Origin of the sequence: Dechloromonas denitrificans, assembly GCF_020510665.1 — a bacterium.
Classification (GTDB): domain Bacteria; phylum Pseudomonadota; class Gammaproteobacteria; order Burkholderiales; family Rhodocyclaceae; genus Azonexus; species Azonexus denitrificans_B.
On record NZ_CP075187.1, the window covers coordinates 1,925,536 to 1,944,024 of the forward strand.

At 59.7% G+C, this 18,489-nt stretch carries 17 protein-coding genes and 2 tRNA genes; 15 read left to right on the forward strand and 4 right to left on the reverse strand.

Annotated features, from left to right (window positions below; translation table 11 throughout):
- The first annotated feature begins 40 nt into the window (after nucleotides 1–40).
- Entirely contained in the window at nucleotides 41–1,360 is a 1,320-nt protein-coding gene (locus KI614_RS09030; RefSeq protein ID WP_226404818.1) for an IS4 family transposase, read from the forward strand.
- 53 nt (nucleotides 1,361–1,413) lie between these two features.
- On the opposite strand, the gene KI614_RS09035 is transcribed toward KI614_RS09030, so the two are convergent.
- The gene (locus KI614_RS09035) at nucleotides 1,414–1,794 is read right to left on the reverse strand and encodes a DUF3597 domain-containing protein (protein WP_226404820.1); all 381 of its coding nucleotides are present in this window, start codon (nucleotides 1,792–1,794) and stop codon (nucleotides 1,414–1,416) included.
- Between the two features lie 246 nt (nucleotides 1,795–2,040).
- On the opposite strand from KI614_RS09035, the gene parC reads away from it, so the two are divergent.
- Entirely contained in the window at nucleotides 2,041–4,422 is a 2,382-nt protein-coding gene (parC, locus tag KI614_RS09040) for a DNA topoisomerase IV subunit A (protein WP_226404822.1), read from the forward strand.
- 12 nt (nucleotides 4,423–4,434) lie between these two features.
- Entirely contained in the window at nucleotides 4,435–4,644 is a 210-nt protein-coding gene (locus KI614_RS09045; RefSeq protein WP_203466803.1) for a hypothetical protein, read from the forward strand.
- 80 nt (nucleotides 4,645–4,724) lie between these two features.
- On the opposite strand, the gene KI614_RS09050 is transcribed toward KI614_RS09045, so the two are convergent.
- Both KI614_RS09050 and fliL read right to left on the reverse strand, forming a co-directional pair.
- Nucleotides 4,725–5,249: a phasin family protein gene (locus KI614_RS09050; protein ID WP_203466804.1), complete on the reverse strand. Its 525-nt coding sequence runs from the start codon at nucleotides 5,247–5,249 to the stop codon at nucleotides 4,725–4,727.
- 155 nt (nucleotides 5,250–5,404) lie between these two features.
- The gene (gene fliL / locus KI614_RS09055) at nucleotides 5,405–5,782 is read right to left on the reverse strand and encodes a flagellar basal body-associated protein FliL (RefSeq protein WP_226404824.1); all 378 of its coding nucleotides are present in this window, start codon (nucleotides 5,780–5,782) and stop codon (nucleotides 5,405–5,407) included.
- A 46-nt stretch (nucleotides 5,783–5,828) separates the two neighbouring features.
- Between fliL and KI614_RS09060 the strand changes: the two genes are divergently transcribed.
- The 9 genes from KI614_RS09060 to KI614_RS09100 all read left to right on the forward strand — a co-directional run bounded on the left by KI614_RS09060 (nucleotide 5,829) and on the right by KI614_RS09100 (nucleotide 16,120).
- Nucleotides 5,829–6,155: a hypothetical protein gene (locus KI614_RS09060; protein ID WP_226404826.1), complete on the forward strand. Its 327-nt coding sequence runs from the start codon at nucleotides 5,829–5,831 to the stop codon at nucleotides 6,153–6,155.
- A 55-nt stretch (nucleotides 6,156–6,210) separates the two neighbouring features.
- Entirely contained in the window at nucleotides 6,211–7,635 is a 1,425-nt protein-coding gene (gene aspA, locus KI614_RS09065) for an aspartate ammonia-lyase (RefSeq protein WP_226404828.1), read from the forward strand.
- A gap of 41 nt (nucleotides 7,636–7,676) precedes the next feature.
- Nucleotides 7,677–8,981 carry a dicarboxylate/amino acid:cation symporter gene (locus KI614_RS09070; RefSeq protein WP_226404830.1) on the forward strand — a complete coding sequence of 435 codons (1,305 nt, stop codon included), beginning with the start codon at nucleotides 7,677–7,679 and terminating at the stop codon, nucleotides 8,979–8,981.
- Between the two features lie 90 nt (nucleotides 8,982–9,071).
- Nucleotides 9,072–9,827 carry a sulfite exporter TauE/SafE family protein gene (locus tag KI614_RS09075; protein ID WP_226404832.1) on the forward strand — a complete coding sequence of 252 codons (756 nt, stop codon included), beginning with the start codon at nucleotides 9,072–9,074 and terminating at the stop codon, nucleotides 9,825–9,827.
- A gap of 37 nt (nucleotides 9,828–9,864) precedes the next feature.
- Nucleotides 9,865–11,733, forward strand: coding sequence for a sensor histidine kinase (locus KI614_RS09080; RefSeq protein WP_226404834.1), 1,869 nt, complete (start codon nucleotides 9,865–9,867; stop codon nucleotides 11,731–11,733).
- Nucleotides 11,730–13,070 carry a sigma-54-dependent transcriptional regulator gene (locus tag KI614_RS09085; RefSeq protein WP_226404847.1) on the forward strand — a complete coding sequence of 447 codons (1,341 nt, stop codon included), beginning with the start codon at nucleotides 11,730–11,732 and terminating at the stop codon, nucleotides 13,068–13,070. Before KI614_RS09080 ends, KI614_RS09085 begins: the two co-directional genes overlap by 4 nt.
- Nucleotides 13,071–13,245: 175 nt before the next feature.
- Entirely contained in the window at nucleotides 13,246–13,932 is a 687-nt protein-coding gene (gene modB, locus KI614_RS09090) for a molybdate ABC transporter permease subunit (protein ID WP_226404860.1), read from the forward strand.
- On the forward strand, nucleotides 13,929–15,008 hold the full coding sequence (gene modC, locus KI614_RS09095) for a molybdenum ABC transporter ATP-binding protein (protein ID WP_226404862.1): 1,080 nt from the start codon (nucleotides 13,929–13,931) through the stop codon (nucleotides 15,006–15,008). Before modB ends, modC begins: the two co-directional genes overlap by 4 nt.
- 140 nt (nucleotides 15,009–15,148) lie before the next feature.
- Nucleotides 15,149–16,120: a hypothetical protein gene (locus KI614_RS09100; protein WP_226404864.1), complete on the forward strand. Its 972-nt coding sequence runs from the start codon at nucleotides 15,149–15,151 to the stop codon at nucleotides 16,118–16,120.
- A 2-nt stretch (nucleotides 16,121–16,122) separates the two neighbouring features.
- Here KI614_RS09100 and KI614_RS09105 read toward each other — a convergent pair whose 3' ends face one another.
- Nucleotides 16,123–16,368 (reverse strand): biotin/lipoyl-containing protein, encoded by a 246-nt coding sequence (locus KI614_RS09105; RefSeq protein WP_226404866.1) that lies wholly within the window; start codon nucleotides 16,366–16,368, stop codon nucleotides 16,123–16,125.
- Nucleotides 16,369–16,455: 87 nt separating this feature from the next.
- Here KI614_RS09105 and KI614_RS09110 point away from each other — a divergent pair.
- The 3 genes from KI614_RS09110 (at nucleotide 16,456) to ettA (ending at nucleotide 18,457) form a co-directional block, all read left to right on the forward strand.
- Nucleotides 16,456–16,532: transfer RNA gene (locus KI614_RS09110), tRNA-Arg, on the forward strand.
- A gap of 61 nt (nucleotides 16,533–16,593) precedes the next feature.
- A tRNA-Arg gene (locus KI614_RS09115) sits at nucleotides 16,594–16,670 on the forward strand.
- Between the two features lie 122 nt (nucleotides 16,671–16,792).
- Entirely contained in the window at nucleotides 16,793–18,457 is a 1,665-nt protein-coding gene (ettA, locus tag KI614_RS09120) for an energy-dependent translational throttle protein EttA (RefSeq protein WP_226404868.1), read from the forward strand.
- Nucleotides 18,458–18,489 lie beyond the last annotated feature (32 nt).

Here is an 18,489-nt window from a genome sequence, read left to right on the forward strand (position 1 = left end):
GGCTTGTGGACAGTTCGCCGAATGGTTAACGTGGCGAACGATGTTGTCCAGCCAGCTCTCCATTACGACAGATGTCATGCCGACGATCGGATTCGATCGTCTGGCGGCTCATTTGCCGTATGAGTGGATTGAGCAGGCGCTCAGCGCGCATGGGGTGGCGAGTGTTCGCCGCCGTCGTTTGCCGGCGGAGCAAGTGGTCTGGCTGGTGATCGCCCTGGCGTTGTTTCGTCGCCAGTCGATGGAAGAAGTACTCAGCACCCTGGATCTGGCCTTGCCCGACACCCGAATCGAGGCGGTCTGCAAGAGTGCGATCACGCAGGCGCGGGCTCGCCTTGGCCAAGCCCCGCTGCAATGGTTGTTCGAGCAAACGGCCCAAGCCTGGTGCGCACAGGAGAAGGTCGCGAATCAGTGGAAGGGACTTTCGCTATGGGCGGTCGATGGCACCACCTTTCGGGTGCCGGACAGCCCCGAGAACCGCGAATTCTTTGGTGCCCAACGCTACGCCAGCGGCAAAGTGGCCTCCTATCCTCAGGTGCGTGCCGTCAGCCTGACGGCACTGCCCACCCATCTGGTCTCGGCCATCGAGTTTGGCCAATACGGCCAGAACGAAATGCTTTACGCCAAGGCGCTGATCGGTCGGATCGAGGACCATTCCCTGACCGTCTTCGACAAGGGCTTTGTTTCTGCGGAAATATTGTTGGGCTTGAGTGCTGCGGGCACCGAGCGGCATTACCTGATCCCCGCCAAGTCCAACACGCAATACGAAGTCCTGTCGGGAACGCCCGAGGATTGTCGGGTTCGTTTGCGTATATCTCCTCAAGCGCGCGTCAAGGTCCCTGATCTGCCCGAGGCCTGGGAGGCCCGTGCCATTCGAGTCGAGTCGGCCAATGGTCAAAGCCGGGTACTGCTGACCTCATTGTTCGATCGCCGCCGCTTCAAAGCGCAGGATCTGGCAGACTGCTATCGCCGGCGCTGGGAAATTGAAACCAGCTACCGCGAGCTCAAACAATCGATGCTGGGCGAAGCGCTGACCTTGCGCTCGCGTTTGCCCGAAGGGGTCAATCAGGAAATCTGGGGGGCCTTAATTGCCTACAACCTGATCAGACTTGAAATCGCCAAGGCGGCCACTGAAGCGCGCGTCGCTCCGACCGATCTGAGCTTCCTGCGCGCACTGCACATCATCCAGCACGAACTGATCTGGGCGGCGGGAATGAGTCCGGGGAAACTGCCGTCCCATCTGGCGCGCCTGCGTTTGCAGTTGCAGATGGCTATCGTGGAAAAACGACGGGGGCGAAAATGCCCCCGTGTCGTCAAAGCCAGACCGGCTCGTTACGCCGTTCGTCACCTAAAAGAGCCTTAACTGAACTGCATTACCGCTGACGCGGGCTTGGTGGGCAAATACCAGCCGTGCTTTTAGAGCAGTTCGGCCGGGATATTACCGCCGTTTGCAGCCAGTTTCTGCAACACGGTCTTGTGCAGCCACATATTCATTTGTGCCGAATCGCCCATTTTTTCTGCCGGACAAGCCAGTTCCCCGGCCAGCTCCTTGCGGGCGGCCAGACTGCTGTCCAGACCAAGCAACTTGAGCAGATCGACAATCGATACCTTCCAGTTCAGTTTTTCGGCATGCGCCGCCGCCAGCAATTCGAGCTTGGCAACGACGTCGACCGCGCTGATTGCCTGCGGCACAGCGACAGCGGCCGACTCGGCAGCCGGCGCGGCAGTTTCATCGCTAACCGCCTTTGAATCGCTGCCAAAACCCAGCTTGGACATGATGCTGCTGAAAATTCCCATTTTGATTCCTTTAAGCCTGATTCAAGAGGATGCCCCGGAAATCCGGAACACCGCTACATGCTAGCCAGAATCGGCCAAATGATTGGTGAAGTTATATGCATGGAATGTAAGCATTCCTGTTTTTAGCGATCGGCAACTCCGACAAGTCGAACTCGGAGCAGCGTCCGGATCAGAAAACACGTAACATTTGCACCTTGCCCCATTGACCTCAGCAGGCGAGCCTGCCGACCGGAATCGCCGAACACCATGACCGACCAGCTCAACCTTTTCGATGCCAGCGCCAAACCGCTTGCGGATCAACCGCAGAGCACCGTCACGGGCCCCGCCATGGGTGCACAACCGTCAACGGCATTACCGCCGGATTTGCCCCCCGATCTGCCGCCATCGGCAACCGCAGCCGCACCGGACATTCCCTCGCCGGCCGATTACGCCGCCCGCCGCTATCTCGAATACGCCATGAGCGTCGTCACCGGCCGCGCCCTACCTTCGGCTGCCGATGGTCAGAAGCCGGTACAACGCCGCATCCTTTACGCCATGCACCGGATGGGCCTGTACAAGAGCCCACGCCATGTGAAGTCGGCGCGCGTCGTCGGTGACGTGATCGGTAAATATCACCCGCACGGCGATTCCTCGGTCTATGACGCGATGGTGCGCATGGCGCAGGACTGGAGCCTGCGCTACCCGATCGTCGACGGTCAGGGCAATTTCGGCTCGCGCGACGGCGACAACGCCGCCGCCATGCGCTACACCGAAGCCCGCCTGACGCCGATTGCCGAACTACTCTTGGCAGAACTCGACGAAGGCACGGTCGACTGGAAGCCGAACTACGACGGCGCCAACGATGAACCGGCCCTGCTCCCGGCGCGTCTACCCTTCTGCCTGCTCAACGGCGCATCCGGCATCGCGGTCGGCATGGCGACTGAAATTCCGGCGCACAATCTGCGCGAAGTGGCGAATGCCGCGGTCAACATCATCAAGAACCCGAATTTCAGCGAAGACGAAGTGCTGGCGCTGATTCCCGGCCCGGACTACCCGGGCGGTGCGCAGATCATTTCCAGCCCCGAGGAAATCGCCGCCACCTACAAGAGCGGCCGCGGCAGCCTGCGCGTTCGCGCCAAGTGGAAAATTGAAAACCTGGCACGCGGCCAATGGAAGCTGGTCATTACCGAATTGCCGCCCGGTGTGTCGACGGCCACCGTGATGTCGGAAATTGAAGCCTGCTCCAATCCGGTCGCCAAGGAAAAAGCCGGCAAAAAAGTGTTCACGCCGGAACAGCTCAATCTCAAGGCCGCCTTCCTCTCGGCCATTTCGGAAAGCGGCGTGCGCGATGAGTCGGGCAAGGAACACGCCGTCCGTCTGGTCATCGAACCGGCCAGCTCACGCCAGGGGCAGGACGATCTGGTCCGCATGCTGCTCGCCCACACCAGCCTCGAAACCAATGCCTCGATCAACCTGACCGTGCTCGGCGTCACCGGTACGCCGCGCCAGGCATCGCTCTACAGCATGATCGAGGAATGGTGCCGTTTCCGCCTGTCGACCGTGGCACGACGCACACGCCATCGCCTGACGGCCGCCGAGAAGCGCATCCACATCCTTGAAGGCCGGCTCGCCGTCCTGCTCGACATCGACAAGGTGATCAAGGTCATCCGCGAATCGGACGACCCGAAGGCCGACCTGATGGCGCACTTCAAGCTGTCCGAGATCCAGGCCGAAGACATTCTCGAAATCCGCCTGCGCCAGTTGGCCCGGCTGGAAGGCATCAAGATTGGTGAGGAACTGGCCAGACTGCGTGAAGAAGCTAAGGGTCTCAATCACCTGCTCGATTCGGAACCGGCGCTGCGCGCCTGCGTGGCCAGCGAAATCGAGGCCGATGCGAAGAAATACGGCGACGACCGCCGCACGCTGATCGAAGCCGACGCCAAGGTCACGATGTCGGACGCCAAAACAGTCTCCATCGTCGACGAGCCAACCACGCTGATCGTCTCCAAGCACGGCTGGCTGCGCTCGCGTCAGGGCCATAACATCGACCCGACGCAACTCACCTTCCGTTCCGGCGACAGCCTGATGGCCTGCCTGCCGTGTCGCACGGTCGACCATCTGATTTTGCTCGATACCAAGGGCCGTGCCTACTCGATTGCCGCCTCGGACATTCCCGGCGGCAAGGGGGATGGTGTGCCAGCTACTTCGCTGACCGACTTCCAGGATGGTGGCAAGCCCTGCCTGGCGCTCGCCGTTTCCAGCGACAAAACCTATCTCGTCGCAGCCGACGGCGGCTACGGCTTCCGCTGCCAGGGCGCCGATTTCCTGTCGCGCGGCAAGGCCGGCAAGGCCTTCCTGACGCTGGGCGACAACGAAGCCCCGGCCATCTTCATGGCGGCACCGGCCGATGGCGAAGTGGCCTGCATCACCAAGGACGGGCGCGCACTGGTCTTTGGCATTGATGAAATCCGCCTGCTCGCCAAGGGGCGTGGCCTTAAACTGATTGACGCCACCCCCGGAAAAACCGCACTGGATGACATCATTCCGGTGGTTGACGGCGCCGCCGGCAAGCTCAAGGGCGAGCGCCTGGAAATCTGCCGTGGCAATCGCGGCGGCAAGGGCAAGCTGGTCCGGGCTGGCCGGAAATAAGCAGGAGGCAGCGTGTTCCGTGTTCTGACCAAACGTTTTGACCATCGCGACCGCTGGATCGTCGAAGCCGGCCCCTGGCACAACAAGCGCGAAGATGCCGAATATTGGGCCGAGCTTTTGCGCAACGTCGGTTATTCAGTCGAAGTCGATGCCCAGCACGGCCTTGTTGCTGATTCGGGCGGAAATGATGAACTGATGGATGCCCTGTCCAGCATGGCTTGAGCCATAAAAAAAGCCCTTGCTAAGCAAGGGCTTTCCGGCGACCGGTTAGCGAACCGGTCCGTCGGGGAGCGGAACAGCGATCAGGCAGCCTTGGCAGCCTTGATGGTTGCGGCAGTCGCAGCAGCAACGCTGGCTTCGGCAACATCAGCAGCCTGCTTGGCAGCCTTGTTCAGACCTTCGTAAGCTTCGTTGGCGGTCTTGATAGCGGTCTTGACAGCAGCAACAGCCACTTCGGAACCCGCCGGGGCAGAAGCCAGGGCCTTTTCAACCAGACCGGAAACCTGGGCGTTGGCGGTTGCAACGTGGGTTTCAACTTCCTTGGCCAGCTTTTCCTTGGTTTCGTTGGCGATGGCGATCACGTTGCGGGAATATTCCACACCCTTTTCGAGGGAAGGAGCCGACAGACCCTTTTGCAGATTGACGAAGGCGCTGACATCCTTGGCACCCAGGATGGCGGTGACGTTGGACAGCGAGGCTTCGAAAATCGAACGGGCTGCAGCCAGGTTCAACAGAGCCAGACGCTCAGCACCTTCAAAAGCGGTGTTGGCAAAGAACAGGGCAAAGTTGAAACCGGATTTGGCGAAATCTTCAGGTTTGAACATCATGGTAATTTTCTCCGTAGGGTTGGGGTAATCTTTGCGGCGTCAATGGTGCACCGCAGCATGATTTCATTCTAACGGATGGAATTACCTTGTCAAGCAATTTTGTGCACTGCAACAAAATAGCAACAAACCGCTTGGAAACTGCCTGAAATCAATAACTACTGAATGATGAAGCTGGTGAAAAGCGCTTCCTTGACACCGGTTTTTTCGGTTTCGTGGATGACGTGATTGGCCGTTTCGATGATCTCGCCGGCCAGCGCTTTCTTGCCCTTCAGGCTACGCAGTTCCTCGACATCGACTCCGGAGAGCATGAGGATGATGGCATGCCTGATCTTCGGCTTGTACAACGCCAGTTCATGGCCTGCTTCCGGCGTGGCGGTTTCGAAAACGACGCCAAACTGCAAATACTTGCCCTCACCGACGTTGACCGTGAAAACCTGCGGCTCGGGCGCGGCGCTGCCTCCGCCATCATTTGCCAGCACAGGCAGGGAAACAAGCAGACAGGCCACAGAAAGTAGCCGCGCCAGAAAAGTCATAAATCCTTTGAAGCCGAAATTCATATCAAACCTTGCCTTGATAAGGATGGGCAATCAGCGCGAAGGCCGATTCGAGGTGAAAACAACGCCCGTGAGGATAAAACAAAACGGTCGGACGATGGGCAGCAAATTGCATAAACCACCACGGCTCGCTTGCGTTTTTGCCCAATATGAAACGCAACACCAGGCTGATGGCAAACGAAGCAAGGCTATCCCGGATTTAATTGACCACCACCGCAGTCGTTCGGAAAACCGAACAGCCGTCGCAGCCAAAACATCGGAAAACCGAAACCGGGGTAAAACACCACCCAATAAACCCCATAAAAATCAGTCACCTGATCATTTCCAGAAGCTGGCACGCACCATGCATTAAGAGAATAGCCGAATGCCAAGAATTGCTCGGCCAACAACGATGAACAGGAGACAAAATGAACAAGCTGACATCCCACCGTATCGAGCATGATCTGCTCGGTGACCGAGAAATCCCCGCCGAAGCGTATTACGGTGTCCATACGCTGCGCGCCCTCGAAAATTTCGACATTACCGGCATTTCAATCGCCGTCTATCCCGACCTGATCCGCGCCCTGGCGCAGATCAAGAAAGCAGCAGCCCAAGCCAATCAACAGCTCGGCCTGCTTGACGCAAAGCGCTGCGACGCCATCGTCGCTGCGTGCAAGGAAGTGATCGACGGCCGGTGGCACGATCATTTCGTGGTGGATGTGATCCAGGGCGGCGCCGGCACCTCGACCAACATGAATGCCAACGAGGTGATCGCCAACCGCGCGCTGGAAATCCTCGGCCATGCCAAGGGCGAGTTCAAGCACCTGCACCCGAACGAACACGTCAACATGAGTCAGTCGACCAACGACGTTTATCCGACCGCATTGAAGCTGGCCACCTACGTCGGCATTTTCCGCCTGGTCGACGCCATGGCCTACCTGCGCCGCTCGTTCGAGCGCAAGGCCGAAGAATTCGCCGATGTGCTGAAGATGGGCCGCACCCAGTTGCAGGATGCCGTACCGATGACGCTCGGCCAGGAATTCTCGACCTACGCCGTGATGCTCGGCGAAGATGAAGAGCGCCTCAAGGAAGCCGCCTTGCTGATCCGTGAAATCAACCTCGGCGCCACCGCGATCGGTACCGGCATCAACGCCCACCCCGACTACGCCCCGCTGGTCTGCCGTCGCCTGATCGAAATCAGCGGCGTGCCGGTCGTGACCGCCCCCAATCTGATCGAAGCGACCCAGGATTGCGGCAGCTTCGTGCAGCTTTCCGGCGTGCTCAAGCGCGTTGCCGTCAAGCTTTCCAAGGTTTGCAACGATTTGCGCCTGCTCTCCTCCGGTCCACGTGCCGGTTTCGGCGAAATCAACCTGCCTCCGCGTCAGGCTGGCTCGTCGATCATGCCGGGCAAGGTCAATCCGGTGATTCCGGAAGTGGTCAACCAGATCGCCTTCGAAGTCATCGGCAACGACACCACCGTCACCTTCGCGGTCGAAGCCGGCCAGCTGCAGCTCAACGCCTTCGAGCCGATCATCGCCCACAGCCTGTTCAAGAGCGTGCTGCACCTGCGCAAGGGCTGCAAGGCGCTGGCCGACCATTGCGTCGATGGCATCACGGCCAACCGTGAAACCCTGCGCGCCAGTGTCGAGCGCTCGATCGGCATCGTCACCGCACTCAATCCCTACATCGGTTACGCCAATGCCACCGAGATTGCGGCTGAAGCGCACCTGAGCGGTCGCGGCGTTGCTGAAATCGTCCTCGAACGCAAGCTGATGAGTCCCGAACAACTCGCAGAAGTGCTGCGCCCGGAAGTGCTGACCCGGCCGCAAATGATTCCGACCCACGCCGCTTGAACGGCTGAATTCGTCCAATTTTCAAAACAAGGAAAAACATCATGAAAATGAACCGGCTGACTACCCTGATCGGTATCGCCCTGGTGCTCGGTGTCATTGTCGGCTATGCCTGCAATACGCTGGCATCCAGCCCGGCCCAGGCCAAGGAAATTGCATCTTATTTCGGTATTTTGACCGACATTTTCCTGCGCCTGATCAAGATGATCATCGCCCCGCTCGTTTTTGCAACGCTGGTTGCCGGCCTGGCCGGCATGGGCGATTCCAAGACCGTCGGCCGGATCGGTGCCAAGGCACTCGGCTGGTTCGTCGGTGCATCATTCTGCTCGCTGCTGCTCGGCCTCGTCTTTGCCAACATCCTGCGTCCAGGTGAAGGACTGAGCGTGGCATTGCCGGATACAGGCAGTGCCCTGAGCCTGAAAACCAGCGCCCTGAACCTGAAGGATTTCATCACTCACGTTTTCCCGAAGAACATCTTCGAAGCGATGGCGGCCAATGAAATCCTGCAGATTCTCGTTTTCGCCGTCTTTTTCGGCCTGGCACTGGGCCATCTGCATAACCAGACAGCCCGCAGCCTGGTATGCACGATGGAAGAAATCGTCCACGTCATGCTCAAGGTTACCGACTACGTCATGCGTTTTGCCCCGGTCGGCGTTTTTGGTGCCGTTGCCGGCGCAATTACCCTGCAAGGCCTCGGCATGCTGATGGTTTTCGGCAAACTGCTGATTAGCTTCTACGCCGCCCTGGCTGCACTCTGGATCGTCCTGATCACAGCCGGCTATTTTGTCCTCGGCAAGGATGTTTTCCGCCTGCTCAAACTGGTCCGCGGTCCGATGCTGGTCGGTTTTTCAACTGCCAGCAGCGAATCGGTTTATCCGAAGCTGATGGAGCAACTGGAAAAGTTCGGTATCAAGAACCGCGTCACCAGCTTTGTCTTGCCGCTGGGCTACTCCTTCAATCTCGACGGTTCGATGATCTACACCACTTTTGCCGCGTTGTTTGTCGCCCAGGCCTACAACATCCCGCTCACCCTGACCGCCCAGATCACCATGCTGCTGGTGCTGATGGTGTCGAGCAAGGGGATTGCCGGCGTACCGCGCGCATCGCTGGTCGTCGTGGCCGCCGTTCTGCCGATGTTCGGCCTGCCGGAAGCCGGCCTGCTGCTGGTTCTTGGCATTGACCACTTCCTTGACATGGGCCGCACCGTGACCAACGTGCTGGGCAACGCCATCGCCACGGCCGTCGTCGCCAAGTGGGAAAACGCCATCGTCCCGGTTGATGAAACCTTGGCCGATGCCGACGAAGCCCTGCCGGTCGAAGGGGAAGAACTCGTTCCCGCTGCTGCCTGACATGTACCCTCTCCTCGGTTCGGCTTCCCTCGAGTCGAACCATTTTAATGACCCGGTGCGCTTTGCACCGGGTCCTTTTTTTGGCAAATCATGACAATCGACTGGTTCATTCTCGCTCCCGCAGCTTTCTTCGCCGGCATGGTCGATGCCGTCGTCGGGGGCGGCGGCCTCATCCAGATTCCTGTATTGCTCTCCTCATTTCCTCAAACGGCCATCCCCACGCTTTTCGGGACCAACAAGGTTTCCAGCATTGCCGGCACCAGCGCCTCGCTGTGGCGCTATGCCCGAGCCGTCAGCATTCCCTGGCGGATTGTCCTGCCGGCGACGGCAACCGCCTTGCTCGGCGCCTGGATCGGTGCCGCACTGGTGGCCTGGATTTCACGCGAAGCGATGCGCCCGCTGGTCGTCGTCATGATGCTGACCGTTGCGATTTATACCTTCATGCGCAAGGACCTCGGCCAGAGCGAAGAACGCGAAGCCAGCCCGCGCGACGCCTGGCTGGGCGCACTCTTTGGACTCGTCATCGGCATCTATGACGGATTTTTTGGCCCCGGCACCGGCAGCTTCCTGATTTTCGGCTTCGTTCGCCTGTTCGGCATGAATTTTGTACGCGCTTCGGCCAGCGCCAAGGTGGTCAATGTCGCAACCAACATTTCAGCCATCGGCTTTTTTGCCAGTCACGGCCCTATCCTGTGGGCCGTCGGCCTGACCATGGCCGTCTGCAATCTGGCAGGCGCCCAGGTCGGCACCCAACTGGCACTGAAACATGGTGCCGGATTCATCCGCAAAGCCTTTCTGGGCGTTGTCTGCATCCTGATCGCCAAGCAACTGATCGACCTGCTGTAAGCCCTGCTACCATACGCAACTCCACCGCTTGCCGACCATGTCCAGCCGCCGCTCACTGCGCCACCTGCCGATTTTCATCCTGCTTCTCGTGCTGATGGGCCTGAGCAGTTTCGCTGCGCACCGCATCGCCCAGCAACTGGGCATTGCCGACCTGCAAGCCACCGGACTGCACCGGCTGGACCTCTACACCGCCAGCCTGGAACGCGAGATCGGCAAATATGCCTTTCTTCCCGGCACGCTCGGGCTTGAACGCGACGTCCTTGATCTGCTCAGGAAACCGGTGGGCAACAAGCTGGCACCGCAAGTCAACGCCTACCTTGAACAACTGAATGATCGTGCCGGCACGCTGTCGATCTATGTCATCGATGCCAGCGGCCATGTTGTGGCTTCAAGCAACTGGCGCCGGGCCGATAGTTTCATTGGCGAAGATCTCTCCTTCCGCCCCTATTTCCGTGAAGCGATCGACAGCGGCAACGGCCGCTTTTTCGGCATCGGAACAACCCGCGGCGAACCCGGCTATTACCTGGCGTCGACCCTGGCGGACGAAAGCCGGACATTAGGCGTGGCCGTCATCAAGGTCAGCCTTGAGCAACTGGAAAAATCATGGAGCACCGTCGAGGCGCCGGTCATGGTGACCGACGAAAACGGTGTGGTCATTCTGGGCTCGGTCGCTGACTGGAAATTCACCACGCTGCGGCCGCTTGACGAAAACACGCGCAGCGCCTTTGACCAGACCCAGCAATACAACCGGCGTGCCCTGAAACCGCTCGGCCTCAAGGAAATACAGGAACTCGACCACGGCGCACGCCTGGTCCGGATTGCCAAGGAAGGCCCGGAGATGGTCACGGTCTACCCCATTGCAGGCCGTTTTTTGGCGCAATCGCGCCCGCTGCCCGGCACGCCATGGACACTGACCGTCCTCTCGCACCTTGAACAGGTCGACGACATTGCCCAAAGCCGTGCAGCACTGGCCGGCGTCGGTGCTGCCTTCCTGTTCATGCTCGGCCTGATGCTCGACGAACGCCGGCGCCACCTGAAGGACCGCCTGGCCGCCAGGGAGGCGCTGCAACAAGCACATGATGAACTGGAACGTAAGGTCGATGAACGCACCGCCGACCTGTCGGCCGCCAATCATTTGCTGCAGGATGAAATTGCCGAACGGATCAGGGCCGAACGGACATTGCGAGCCGCTCAGGATGAACTGGTCCAGGCCGGCAAGCTCGCCGTCATCGGACAACTATCGACCGGTATCGCCCACGAACTGAATCAACCGCTGGCTGCGCTGCGCACGCTTTCCGGCAACGGCGTACGCTTTCTCGACCGGGGCGACCTGACGACGACCCGCGCCAACCTCGAACGAATCGCCCAACTGGTCGACCGCATGGGCTTGATCACCGGACAACTACGCGCCTTTGCCCGGAAATCAAGCGGCCAGTTGCAAGCGGTGGCGCTGTGCAGTGCGCTGGATAACGCGCTCGCCCTGCTCGAACAGCGTCTGAGCGAACGCAGCATCAATATCATTCGCCACTGCCCGCTGCCCGAACCGTTCTCGCTCTGCGACGCCAACCGGCTGGAGCAGGTGCTGGTCAACCTGATCGGCAATGCCCTTGATGCAATGGATGGACAAAGCGCGCCGTGCCTCGAAATCAGCTGTGAAACCATCGGCCAGCAAGCTCGCCTGACCGTTCGCGACCACGGCCCCGGACTGGCCGAAGAAGCCCTCGCCCATTTGTTCGAACCCTTCTTTACCACCAAGGAAGCCGGCGTGGGCCTGGGCCTCGGCCTGACCATTTCGGCCGGCATCGTGCGCGATTTTGGCGGTACGCTGAGTGGCGCTAACCACCCGGCCGGCGGTGCCATTTTCACCCTGGAAATCCCGTTGACCGCGGAACCCCGAAAACCATGACCGAAACACTCAAAGTACTGATCATCGAGGATGACCCGGACGTCGCCCTTGGCTGCGAGCAGGCCCTCCAACTCGAAGGCATCGCAACCGAGTGCGTCGGCAGTGCCGAGCAGGCCAGGCGCCGCCTCGGCCACGATTTCCCCGGCATTGTGGTCAGCGATATCCGGCTGCCCAAAATGGACGGCATGGCTTTCCTGCGTGAAACGCTGCTCATCGACCCGGAACTTCCCGTTGTTCTGATCACCGGCCACGGTGATATTTCGATGGCGGTACAGGCGATGAAGGATGGCGCCTACGATTTCATCCAGAAACCCTTTGCCCCGGAATACCTGGTCGAAGTTGTCCGCCGCGCCCTGGAAAAACGCCGTCTGGTGCTGGAGGTTCGCAACCTGCGTCGCCAGCTCGACCAACGCAATCAACTCGAAAGCAAGCTGATTGGCCGGGCGGCCGGCATGCAGAAGGTTCGCCAGATGCTGCTCGGCCTCGCCGACAGTGCCGCCGATGTGCTGATTCACGGCGAAACCGGGACCGGCAAGGAGCTGATTGCCCGCTGCCTGCACGATGCCAGCCTGCGCCGCGATGGAAATTTCGTGGCGATCAATTGCGGCGGCCTGCCGGAAACCTTGTTCGACAGCGAAATATTCGGCCATGAGGCCGGCGCCTACACCGGGGCGGCCAAGCGCCGGATCGGCAAGATCGAATACGCCAGCGGCGGAACGCTCTTTCTCGACGAGATAGAGAGCATGCCGCTGGCCATGCAGATCAAGCTGTTACGCGTGCTGCAGGAAAGAACGCTGGAGCGCCTGGGATCGAACACGACCATTCCGATCAACTGCCGCGTCATCGCCGCCACCAAGGAAGACTTGCTGGATCTTTCGGCGCGCGGCGGCTTTCGCAATGACCTATATTACCGCCTCAGTGTCGCCACGCTGAGCCTGCCGCCTTTGCGCGAGCGGCGCGAGGATATTCCGCTGCTGTTCGAGCATTTCCTGCTGCAAGCCTCGGCCCGCCACCAGCGCCCGGTTCCGGAAACCTCGGCCGGCCGTGTGCGCCAGCTGGTCGGCTATCACTGGCCGGGCAACGTCCGTGAATTGCGCAACGTGGCCGACCGCTGCGTACTGGGCATCGAAAGCGGATCGCCGCCTTTCGGCCAGCCGCAAAGTGACGGCCCTACTCCGCTTTCAGGAACGGTCGAGGCTTTCGAACGCGCCCTGATCGCCGATGCCCTGCGCCGCCACGGCAGCCTGGCCCGGACAGCAGAAGCGCTGGTTGTCGCCAAGACCACCCTTCACGACAAGATCAAGAAATACGGTTTGGGTGAGGACGGCAGCGAATAATCAGGCCGGCGGGCAGCCTGAAAGTCGCTCACGGCTATTCCGGCCCGTCGTTTTTGTGCCAACATCCGTCCGTTGACCGGAAAACCCGCACAAGGCAGTCAAATCATCCGCGACTTTTCTGGCCCTCACACAAGCCATCCATCTTTTGGATATCAATTGCACTGACCGGCTCCCCATGGAAAGCATCGTCCCCTCTGCCGACATCGCCGCGCTCTGGCTGACCCTCAAGCTGGCCACGACGGTCACGCTGTTGCTGCTGCTGATCGGCACACCGATCGCCTGGTGGCTGGCGCGCACCCGCTCCGCCTTCAAGGGCATCGCCAGTGCAGTCGTTGCCCTGCCTTTGGTGCTGCCCCCCACGGTTCTCGGGTTCTATCTCCTGCTGGCCATGGGGCCGAATGGTCCGGTCGGCCATCTGACCCAGGCTCTGGGGATCGGCTTGCTGCCCTTCACCTTTCCCGGACTGGTCATCGCCTCGGTGTTCTACTCTTTGCCTTTCGTTGTGCAGCCGATCCGCAATGCTTTCGAAGCTATCGGAGAACGTCCGCTGGAAGTCGCCGCCACCTTGCGTGCCAGCCCTTGGGATGCGTTCTGGTCGGTCGTCGTTCCACTGGCCAAACCCGGTTTCCTGAGCGGGGCAATTCTTGGCTTCGCCCATACGGTCGGTGAGTTCGGCATCGTGCTGATGATTGGCGGCAACATCCCGGATAAAACGCGCGTCGTTTCGGTCCAGATTTACGACCATGTCGAAGCACTCGAATACACCCAGGCGCACTGGCTCTCTGCCGGCATGCTGCTGTTCAGCTTCATCGTCTTGCTGGGTTTGTACGCCTACAGCCCGAATCGGCAAAAAGTCCTATGAACCGTCAAATCCGGGCCAAATTTCGCGTCGACCGCAAGGACTTCCAGCTGGATGTCGACCTGACGCTGCCAGGCAGCGGCATTAGCGTGCTGTTTGGCCATTCCGGCTCGGGGAAAACCACCTGTCTGCGAGCCATGGCCGGCCTTGAACGTGCTCGCCATGCCTATTTCTCGATGGGCGAACAGGTCTGGCAGGATGAATCCCGTGGCCACTTCGTCCCGACGCATCAGCGCGCGCTGGGTGTAGTTTTTCAGGAAGCCAGCCTGTTTCCGCACCTTTCCGTGCGCGGCAATATGGAATATGGGCAAAAAAGGGCGTCGACCGCAGCAAACCGCTTCGCCTTGCCTGAAATTGCCGAATTGCTCGGCATCACCCCGCTCCTCGAACGTTCGCCGGAACAACTCTCGGGCGGAGAACGCCAACGCGTCGCCATTGCCCGCGCCCTGCTCGCTGCGCCCACGCTGCTATTGATGGACGAGCCTCTCGCCGCCCTCGATCTCAAGCGCAAACTTGAAATCCTGCCTTATCTCGAACGGCTGCACGCCGAACTGGCCATCCCGATCATTTATGTCAGCCATGCCCCCGACGAAGTCGCACGTCTGGCCGATCATCTGGTCTTGCTCGACGCAGGTCGCGTGATTGCCGATGGACCGCTGAACGACGTGCTGTCGCGCATCGATCTACCCGGTATCTTTGCCGACGACGCCGGTGTCGTGATTCAGGCAACGATTGCCGCGCATGAAGCTCATGACCTGACACGACTGAGCTTCCCGGGCGGCGCCATTTTCGTATCCCGCCACGGCGAAGCACCCGGCACGCCAATACGCTGCCGCATTCATGCCCGCGACGTCAGCCTGGCACTGGTCCCCCAGGAGCAAAGCAGCATTCTGAACAGCGTCAGCGCCACTGTTGTTGAAGTGGCCCCCACCACCACACCGGGTCATGTGCTGATCAAGCTGGATGTTGCAGGCACGCCGCTGCTTGCCCGAATCACGCGGCGCTCGGCTGAAAACCTGTCGATTCGCCCCGGTCTGGCGGTATACGCACAAATCAAGTCGGTTGCATTGCTCGCCTGAAAGTGTTTTGTGAAGGTAGCGGCGCGACAGCGCCCCAAATGTCGTGCAGAATCCACCCCCTCGATACACCCAGCTTCCCCGGACGCAGATTCGCCAGTGCGTTTTAGCCACATGAAGCGCCCAAGCAAAGCCACAAAGCCATGACCACGGTTGATCAACTCAGTACAGACTGCCCCACAAATAATCCGACAGAGGGAGCTCGCCGCCTGATCGACGGAGAAGAACGGGTTTTCTATGATGGCTACTGGATCAAGACCTACCCGGTCCCGGCGGATACGCTGGAAGCAAAAAAACGACTGATCGAGGGCCTGACGCGCCGTTTGTTCAACCACACCGAACACGGCCTCAACATTCCCGGTACCCGACTGGCCGAAGCCAAGGCGGCCCACGAATCCGAAACCGACCCGGCGCGCAAACGGGTCAAGGCAGCAATGCTCGCCGGGGCCTATTTCAATCGGGCTACCGATATTTTCCGGCGCCTGGTCGAATTGCAGGCCGACGGAATCGAGATCAGCAGCGACGATGCGCTGATGCGTGAATGCGGACAATGCCTGCTTGATGCCATGGCGCTCGGCCGCTTCGTCCTGCATCGCAGCGGTGAAGAAGGAATTGACGAGTTGTGGGGCGAGCCTTTCCGGGCTTTTTCTATTCCGCTCGAAGATTTTTACGAAAGCCGCTACATCAAAATCGGGCAAACCATGCGCGATATCGACAAAATCGCCAATGCCATGATCAACAATTTTTCGGTCATCGAACCATTTTCAGCCATCGAAAGCCCGGTTCGCGATTTTGCCAATGCCGCCAAGATCAAGGCAGAAAACCTGCGTACCGACCATGATATTTTTGAAGTCTGGTCACAACTGGTCACGGCCGCCGAACGCCTGGGCAATTTCACACCACGGTCGCAAGCCATCGAAAAACGCCAGCCCGACCTGTTCGGCCATCGCATCTCCGATGGCCTGCTACTCATTCGCCAGGGGCGTGACCTGATTTTCTATCTCGCCCGAGCCCGCACTCCGATGCCCAAAAGCACCCGTGACTATATCGAGCGTTGCGAGGTTTACCTCAACTCGGGCCGCCTCCCCTTCATTCCCGCCCCCTTGCCTGCCTGACCTTACTCCGCTTCGAGCGTCAGCAGCAGCGCCCCTTCATCCACCGTGTCGCCGGCGATAACGTGGATAGCGACCACCTTGCCGGCGTGCAGCACGGGAATATCGAGCGCCACTTTGCCGGTCTCCAGCGTCAGGATATTGTCGCCAAACGATATTTCGTCCCCGATCTCGACAAGAATTTCAAGAATGAACACCGGGCCGCTGGCGCATGAACCGCAACTTTGCCAGCACTCGGGATACTTCGGCATTCGAACAGAAAATTGGCGCATTCGATATTTTAGTGGATAGGCCTTGCATTCCGCGATTTTGTACGTATAATGCGCCCCTCTGACAGCGCGCCCGTAGCTCAGTTGGATAGAGTATCTGGCTACGAACCAGAGGGTCGGGCGTTCGAATCGCTCCGGGCGCGCCAACAGAAAAGCAGTAAGCCGGTTTCAAAAATCGGTGAGTCAATGAAGTTGAGTTTTTACAGCGCGCCCGTAGCTCAGTTGGATAGAGTATCTGGCTACGAACCAGAGGGTCGGGCGTTCGAATCGCTCCGGGCGCGCCAGTAAAACCAGACATTCAGGCCAATCTCCGGATTGGCCTTTTTGTTTTGGGCGAAACACTATTCATTTGCCGCGAAGCCTCGTAGACTTTGCGGCTATTCATTTCCAGCGACAGGCAAGGTCCATGGCTCAATACGTAATGTCGATGCTGCGCGTCAGCAAGATCGTCCCGCCCAAGCGGCAGATCATCAAGGATATTTCCCTCTCCTTCTTTCCCGGCGCCAAGATCGGCCTGCTCGGTTTGAACGGTTCCGGCAAGTCGACCGTGCTGAAGATCATGGCCAACGTGGACAAGGAATACGATGGCGAAGTCCAGCACTTGGCCGGCGTGTCAATCGGCTATCTGCCGCAGGAGCCGCAACTCGACCCCGCCAAGACCGTCAAGGAAGAAGTTGAATCCGCACTCGGCGAAGTCATGCAGGCCCAAGCCAAGCTGGAAGCCGTTTATGCCGCCTACGCTGAAGAAGACGCCGATTTCGACAAGCTGGCCGAAGAACAGGCCCGCCTCGAAGCGATCATCTCGACCGCCGGTGCCGATACCGAAGCGCAAATGGAACTGGCTGCCGATGCGCTGCGCCTGCCAGCCTGGGAAGCCGTGATCAGCAACCTGTCCGGCGGTGAAAAACGCCGCGTCGCGCTGTGCAAACTGCTGCTCGCCAAGCCCGACATGCTGCTGCTCGACGAACCGACCAACCACCTCGACGCCGAATCGGTCGAATGGCTGGAACAGTTCCTCGTCCGCTTCCCGGGCACCGTGGTTGCCGTCACCCACGACCGCTACTTCCTCGACAACGCCGCCGAGTGGATTCTCGAACTCGACCGCGGTCACGGCATTCCGTACAAGGGCAACTACTCGTCCTGGCTGGAGCAGAAGGAAGCCCGCCTGGAAACCGAAAACAAGCAGATCGACGCCCACATGAAGGCGATGAAGCAGGAACTGGAATGGGTGCGCTCGAATCCGAAAGCGCGCCAGGCCAAGTCCAAGTCGCGTATCGCCCGTTTCGAGGAAATGTCGAGCCAGGAATACCAGAAGCGCAACGAAACGCAGGAAATCTTCATTCCAGTCGGCGAGCGCCTGGGCGGCAAGGTCATCGAGTTCAACGGTGTCACCAAGACCTTCGGCGACAAGCTGCTGATGGACAACGTCAGCTTCACCATCCCGGCCGGCGCCATCGTCGGCATCATCGGCCCGAACGGCGCCGGTAAATCGACGCTGTTCAAGATGATCACCGGCCAGCAGCAGCCGGATTCCGGTACGGTCGACATCGGCCCGACGGTCAAAATCGCCTACGTTGATCAATCGCGCGACTGCCTCGACGGTTCCAAGACGGTGTTCGAGGAACTGGCCCAGGGCAGCGACATCCTGCAGATCGGCAAGTTCGAAATGCCGTCGCGCGCCTACATCGGCCGCTTCAACTTCAAGGGCGCCGACCAGGGCAAGCAGGTCGGCAACCTGTCCGGCGGTGAGCGCGGCCGTCTGCACCTGGCCAAGACGCTGATGACCGGCGGCAACGTGCTGCTGCTCGATGAACCGTCAAACGACCTCGACGTGGAAACGCTGCGCGCGCTGGAAGATGCGCTGCTCGAATTCCCCGGCTGTGCGATGGTCATCTCGCACGATCGCTGGTTCCTTGACCGCATCTGTACCCACATCCTGGCAGCCGAAGGCGATTCGCAGTGGAACTTCTTCGAAGGCAACTTCCAGGAATACGAAGAAGACAAGAAGAAACGTCTCGGCGAAGAAGGTGCCAAGCCGAAGCGGATTCGCTATAAGCCGATTACCCGCTAAGGAGACAGGATCGCTGCACCCGCCTTGCGATG

What these genes read in the sequence shown, in the direction of transcription:
- KI614_RS09070 (WP_226404830.1), top strand. Translation starts at nt 7,677, where the DNA reads ATGAAAATGAACCGGCTGACTACCCTGATCGGTATCGCCCTGGTGCTC.
- KI614_RS09035 (WP_226404820.1), bottom strand. Translation starts at nt 1,794, where the DNA reads ATGGGAATTTTCAGCAGCATCATGTCCAAGCTGGGTTTTGGCAGCGAT.
- KI614_RS09080 (WP_226404834.1), top strand. Translation starts at nt 9,865, where the DNA reads ATGTCCAGCCGCCGCTCACTGCGCCACCTGCCGATTTTCATCCTGCTT.
- KI614_RS09030 (WP_226404818.1), top strand. Translation starts at nt 41, where the DNA reads ATGTTGTCCAGCCAGCTCTCCATTACGACAGATGTCATGCCGACGATC.
- modC (WP_226404862.1), top strand. Translation starts at nt 13,929, where the DNA reads ATGAACCGTCAAATCCGGGCCAAATTTCGCGTCGACCGCAAGGACTTC.
- KI614_RS09100 (WP_226404864.1), top strand. Translation starts at nt 15,149, where the DNA reads ATGACCACGGTTGATCAACTCAGTACAGACTGCCCCACAAATAATCCG.
- KI614_RS09050 (WP_203466804.1), bottom strand. Translation starts at nt 5,249, where the DNA reads ATGATGTTCAAACCTGAAGATTTCGCCAAATCCGGTTTCAACTTTGCC.
- KI614_RS09085 (WP_226404847.1), top strand. Translation starts at nt 11,730, where the DNA reads ATGACCGAAACACTCAAAGTACTGATCATCGAGGATGACCCGGACGTC.
- fliL (WP_226404824.1), bottom strand. Translation starts at nt 5,782, where the DNA reads ATGACTTTTCTGGCGCGGCTACTTTCTGTGGCCTGTCTGCTTGTTTCC.
- ettA (WP_226404868.1), top strand. Translation starts at nt 16,793, where the DNA reads ATGGCTCAATACGTAATGTCGATGCTGCGCGTCAGCAAGATCGTCCCG.
- KI614_RS09060 (WP_226404826.1), top strand. Translation starts at nt 5,829, where the DNA reads ATGGGCAATCAGCGCGAAGGCCGATTCGAGGTGAAAACAACGCCCGTG.
- KI614_RS09105 (WP_226404866.1), bottom strand. Translation starts at nt 16,368, where the DNA reads ATGCCGAAGTATCCCGAGTGCTGGCAAAGTTGCGGTTCATGCGCCAGC.
- modB (WP_226404860.1), top strand. Translation starts at nt 13,246, where the DNA reads ATGGAAAGCATCGTCCCCTCTGCCGACATCGCCGCGCTCTGGCTGACC.
- KI614_RS09075 (WP_226404832.1), top strand. Translation starts at nt 9,072, where the DNA reads ATGACAATCGACTGGTTCATTCTCGCTCCCGCAGCTTTCTTCGCCGGC.
- parC (WP_226404822.1), top strand. Translation starts at nt 2,041, where the DNA reads ATGACCGACCAGCTCAACCTTTTCGATGCCAGCGCCAAACCGCTTGCG.
- aspA (WP_226404828.1), top strand. Translation starts at nt 6,211, where the DNA reads ATGAACAAGCTGACATCCCACCGTATCGAGCATGATCTGCTCGGTGAC.